At 62.5% G+C, this 3,750-nt stretch carries 2 protein-coding genes; both read left to right on the top strand.

Going from position 1 to position 3,750, the window contains the following annotated elements:
- Positions 1 to 794: 794 nt before the first annotated feature.
- Entirely contained in the window at positions 795 to 2,189 is a 1,395-nt protein-coding gene (locus ACFW16_RS35890) for a PleD family two-component system response regulator (protein ID WP_380313892.1), read from the top strand.
- Positions 2,190 to 2,463: 274 nt separating this feature from the next.
- On the top strand, positions 2,464 to 3,660 hold the full coding sequence (locus ACFW16_RS35885; protein WP_380313891.1) for a fatty acid desaturase: 1,197 nt from the start codon (positions 2,464 to 2,466) through the stop codon (positions 3,658 to 3,660).
- The last annotated feature ends 90 nt before the right edge of the window (positions 3,661 to 3,750 follow it).

Here is a 3,750-nt window from a genome sequence, read left to right as displayed (position 1 = left end):
GATACTCCAGGCGCTTCAGCGCCTCGACCAGGCGGGACGACACCGGCCGCCTCCCGACGATGCCGACGATGCCGCACATCAGCCCTTCTCCCGCTGAACGGCCCAGATGTCGAGAATGGCGGTCATTGGGGAAAGCCGGGAGCAGGGATCAGCCCAAGAGCCCGTTTCGCCAGGCCCCGAGCGCTGTCTTCCCGGCGTCACGATGAACCGCTGAAATAACCTGCGCCGCGGAAAACACCACGGCCGCCCAACAATCTCCTGCAACATCTTTGTTTCCGCCGACACTTACTTTCTGAATTCGGAGCGTCTGACCTTAACATCAACAACCAATCAATACGGATCCTATACTTCTGAATATTTAAAATATGAGAGCCAAACTGGAATTTGAAGATATCCTTTGGTGGTACTCGCCCGATCGCTCAGGCACCTCCCGCAAATGCGAAGCCATGGGTATCGGCGAAGCCATGGACACGGAGGCACCCGTCGGCCGCTTGGCCTGCCGTCGTCCTATCATACCGACTTCGACCGAATACCATTTCCGGCGACAAAGCAGGAGATCTTCGGGATCTTCGACAGCCGCTCGCATATATTCTTATGCGCAATGGGCCAGGCTGCCGCAGAGAAGAGTTGCGCGCAAGTTTAGGAATTCCTTATCCTGGTGTATGATTCCGTCCCAACGTGATATTCTTTTTTGCGGCTGCGATGCCCACCCCTATTAGGGCCCGACGATCACACATCCGGTATAATTTGACACGATTTTCCCCGCATCGTTGATTCAACTTGAGACAGAGCCTATGACCGCTCAGGTGCTAATTGTCGATGATACGGAGGCAAACGCTCATATATTGAGCGTTGTCGCGCAGGATCAATATTATACTGTCCTGACGGCATCAAGCGGCGCCGAGGCGATTTTGCTGGCGCAGAACTGGCAACCGGACGTCATCGTCCTGGATGTGATGATGCCTGAGCTGGATGGCTACGAGACCTGCCGTCGACTGAAGGCGGACGACCGGACGATGCATATTCCGGTCGTCATGGTCACCGCGCTCGACGGCACTGCCGAAAAGCTGCGCGGGCTCGAATGCGGTGCCGATGATTTCCTGACCCGGCCAATCGACACCGAGGCCTTCCTCGCCAGGATCAAAGGCCTTGTCCGTCTCAAGCAGCTTTTCGATGAATGGAGGGCACGGCACGAGACGACGCGGGCCCTGGGCCTCGCTCCCGAGCCGCGTGATCAAGTCGAGGTGAGCGGGACTCGCGCGCTGATCGTGGACGACTGGGATCTCGGCGCGGCCAGCGTCGAGAATGCGCTCGCAGAAGACGGCATCCAGGCCGTTCGGGCCTCCAACGAGGAGGAGGCGACCGCCCTCGGGGCCAGCCATCCGCTGAGCCTGATCATCATCAATCTCTCGATGAGGGGGTTCGAACCCCTGCGCCTCGCCTCGCGGCTTCGGGCCAATGTGGCCAGCCGCGACATACCTCTTCTCCTGATCGCCGAGCCTGATCATCGAGACCTGATCCTGCGCGGCTTCGATCTGGGCGTGAACGACTGGATCTCGAAGCCGTTCAACCCGAACGAGTTCAGGGTCCGGGCCCGCAATCAGATCCGGCGGAAGCTCTACCAGGACCGGCTGCGAAGCGCGCTCGACGGCGCTCTCAAGATGGCACTGACCGATCCGCTGACCGGCCTCTACAATCGTCGTTATTTCATGCGGCACCTCGAAGGCGTGCTGGCGGCAAAGCAGATGGCGAACGTCGCCGTACTGATGATCGACGTCGACAGCTTCAAGATCGTCAACGACCGGTTCGGCCATCAGGCCGGCGACGTCGCGCTCGAACTTCTGGGGGAAAGGCTTCGCCTCGAGGTCCGGGCCCTGGATCTCGTGGCCCGTCTGGGAGGCGAGGAATTCGCCGTCGTCATGATCGGTGCCGGTGTCGACGAAGTCGCTGCCACGGCGGAGAGGGTCCGGGTCAAGCTGGCGGCGGAAAAGTTCGCCCCGACACAGGAGAGCGCATTCCCGTTGACCGTCAGCATCGGCGCCGCGGTGGCCCAGGCCTGCGACACCGATATCAATGAACTGATGCGGGCAGCCGACCGCACGCTATACCTTGCCAAGGCGCGGGGGCGTAACCGGGTCGAGGTCACGGTGCTGACGGGCCAGGACGGACGGACCGCCTTGGGCGGCTGACCCGGGTCGAGCACGCCCGGCGATGGCGGCCAGCCACGCCCACCGGCTCGGCCGCCCGATCGTCCTCGTCGGTCTTGACGTGGACGTCGCCCTGATCCCGGGAATACCCTGCAACCAGCATTCAGAGTGCCCAGTCTATTGACGGCTGCGCTGCTGTTGCACGTCTCGCGAGCATAAAGCGATCTTTTTAGGTAATTCCCATCCTTTGAGACGGCTTTCGTCCGCCTCAAAACTGTGACGGATTACTGCCGTGCCGATGCGGAAGGAGCGTCTCATGTCCACCTTCGTTGCAGGTCTTGAACATGTCGGGTCACACGACGCGGCGCGCACCGCGCGGCGAGACCCGCGCGCCGAGATGGCCGCACGCCTTCCGGCCGCTGTCCAGCCGTTCCTGTCCTGGCTGACCGCCCGGCCGGCGCCGCAGGAGGCCGAGACCGCGCACACCCCGATGCATTTCGTGCATCAGGGAAGCCTGCTGATTGTGGCAGGCCTGTCGTTCGGCGTTCTATGGACCATCGTCCCGATGATCCCGGGCGCCCTCCTGCTCTTCATCTCCCTGATTCTCACGACCTCCGGCCTCGGCGTGTTCCAGGTCGTGGTGTTTCACCATTGCGCTCATGGGACCGTCTTCCGCACCTGGGAGCGCAACCGAGCCGTGGGCCGGCTGATCTCCGCCGTCTTCCTGTTCAAACATTTCGACCATTACCGAAAAGAGCACATGCATCACCACAGCGCCCGCAAGCTGCTGACCGAGGAGGATGAATTCGCCGACTTCGTCCTCGGCATGTGCCGCCTCGAACCGGAGCTGCCGAAGCGCGAATTGTGGCGCCGCGTGCTGGTCAACGTCGTCTTTTCGCCCGGCTTCCATGTCCGGTTCCTGCTTCGCCGAATCCGTGCCGCCATGCGCTCGCACGACCCGCAGCACAACATCGTGGCGATGTTCGCCCTGGCGATTCCGGCGCTGGCTTCGGCCCTCACGGGCCATGCCCTCGCCTTTCTCGTCATCTGGCTCCTGCCGCTGACCCTGCTCCTGCAATGGGCGACGATCGGTCGGATCCTCTGCGAGCACCGCTTTCCGGAGCCGGCGCTGATCGCCGCGCGGGGCAAGGAATTCGTCTGCCTGGCGACCGCCGGTGTATTTCCGGGCGCCCCCCCGCCGCGAGCTTCGGCGTGGTCGCCCGCAGGGCTCGCCGCCTGGTGCGGCTGGTGGGCGAACATGCTCACGATCCAGGTCCTCGTCCGTGTCATCGTCCTGGTCGGGGATGCTCCATGCCACGATTTCCATCATCGGCGCCCATCGACCAAACAATGGACCGACTACATCCACGCCCGGCAGAAGGATGTGGATGCCGGATGCCCCGGCTTTCCCCTGAACTACGGCGAGACCTGGGGTCTGTTCCGCGCCATCGATGAGAATCTCGCGACGCTGTCGGCGACGCCCAAGGGCGTCGTCCCGACATGGCCCCACTAGGACGAATCGACATTCAGCGCAACCAGAGGATGACGGCGGCGAGATGGATGAAGGCCATGTAGTGAGCGGCGCGTCGGTCGTATCGTGTGG

Origin of the sequence: Inquilinus sp. NPDC058860 (genome assembly GCF_042743185.1) — a bacterium.
Lineage (GTDB): Bacteria > Pseudomonadota > Alphaproteobacteria > DSM-16000 > Inquilinaceae > Inquilinus.
This window is presented reverse-complemented; position numbering and strand designations above follow the sequence as displayed.